This window comes from Micromonospora maritima (assembly GCF_902825405.1).
Lineage (GTDB): Bacteria > Actinomycetota > Actinomycetes > Mycobacteriales > Micromonosporaceae > Micromonospora > Micromonospora maritima.
On record NZ_CADEAU010000832.1, the window covers coordinates 1 to 1,463 of the forward strand.

The window sequence follows — 1,463 nt, forward strand, 5'->3', positions numbered from 1 at the left end:
ACCGCCGCCCCGGCGGTGGTCACCGTCGGCGGGGAACGGGTCGGCGCCCGCGCGGCCGGCGAGGTGGTGTCCCGGGTACGCGCGGCCGGCGGCACCGTGGTCGCCACCGGCGGCTGCTTCGACCTGCTGCACGCCGGGCACGTGGCGACGCTCCAGGCGGCCCGGCAGCTCGGCGACTGCCTGGTGGTCTGCCTCAACTCCGACGCCAGCGTGGCCCGCCTCAAGGGGCCCGAGCGCCCGGTCGTGCCGCAGGGCGACCGGGCCCGGCTGCTGGCGGCGCTGGGCTGCGTCGACGCGGTGCTGATCTTCGACGAGTCGACGCCGCACGCGGCGCTGTCCTGGCTGCGCCCGGACATCTGGGTCAAGGGCGGCGACTACGCCAGCGGCGGCGGCACGGAGACGCTGCCCGAGGCGGAGGTGCTGGCCCGCTGGGGCGGGCACACGGTGGTCGTGCCGTACCTGGACGGGCGCTCCACCACCGACATGATCGCGGCGGCCCGGGCCGGCCGCGGGTACGCCGGCTGGCCGGCCGCGACGGTGGCCTCGGCGGAGGCCGTCGGAGAGACGACCGTCCGGTCCACGGCGAAGGGAGCACGATGAACGAGCGACAGATCCGGCCCGGCACCGTTGGACGGCGGGAGGCGGCATGAGCGCCGCTCCGCCGGGAGCCGGCCCCACCGTCCTGGTCAGCGGCGGGTCGAGCGGGCTCGGCGCGGCCGTGGTCGCCGCCGTGGCCCGCTCCGGCGGCCGGCCGCTCGTGCTGGACCGGCAGCGTCCCGCCGACGGGGTGCCCTGGGCCGAGTGCGACCTGGCCGACACCCGCGCGGCCGAGGCCGCCACCCGGGACCTCGCGGAACGTTCCGGCGGGTTGGACGCCGTGGTCACCGCCGCCGGCATGGACGTGCCGGGGAAGCTGATCGACGTGCCGGCGCAGACCTGGGAGCGGATCGTCACGGTGGACCTGCTCGCCACGGCGGCGGTGATCCGGGCGGCGCTGCCCTACCTGGAGGCCTCCCGGGGCAACATCGTCACCGTCGCCTCCACGCTCGGCGTCAAGGCGGTCAGCGACGCCACCGCGTACTGCGCGGCGAAGTTCGGGGTGGTCGGCTTCACCCGCGCGCTCGCCGCCGAGCTGGCCGGCGCGGTCGGGGTGACCCTGCTGATCCCCGGCGGCATGCGCACCGCCTTCTTCGACGAGCGGGACGCCCAGTACCGTCCCGGCCCGGACGCCGTGCTGAACGAACCCGCCGACACCGCCGCCGCGGTCATGTTCGCGCTGTCCCAGCCGGCCGGCTGCGCGGTCCGGGAGATGGTGGTCTGCGCCGCACAGGAGTCCTCGTACCCGTGATCCTGGTGTTGCGGGCGCTCGGGGTCGGCGACCTGGCCACCGCCGTCCCGGCGCTGCGCGGCCTGCGCGCCGGGCTGCCCGGACGGGAGCTGGTGCTGGCCGCGCCGGCCTGGCT

General features: G+C 77.4%; 2 protein-coding genes and 1 pseudogene. All 3 read left to right on the plus strand.

Annotated elements, in window-relative coordinates; translation table 11 throughout:
- Positions 1-600, plus strand: a 600-nt coding sequence (locus tag HUW36_RS32750) for an adenylyltransferase/cytidyltransferase family protein (RefSeq protein WP_174531573.1), incomplete at its 5' end; no start/stop codon positions are given.
- Between the two features lie 46 nt (positions 601-646).
- Positions 647-1,348: an SDR family oxidoreductase gene (locus HUW36_RS32755; RefSeq protein ID WP_174531574.1), complete on the plus strand. Its 702-nt coding sequence runs from the start codon at positions 647-649 to the stop codon at positions 1,346-1,348.
- Positions 1,345-1,463 (plus strand): annotated as a pseudogene (locus HUW36_RS32760) (glycosyltransferase family 9 protein); the annotation flags it as partial. The gene HUW36_RS32755 and the pseudogene HUW36_RS32760, both read left to right, overlap by 4 nt.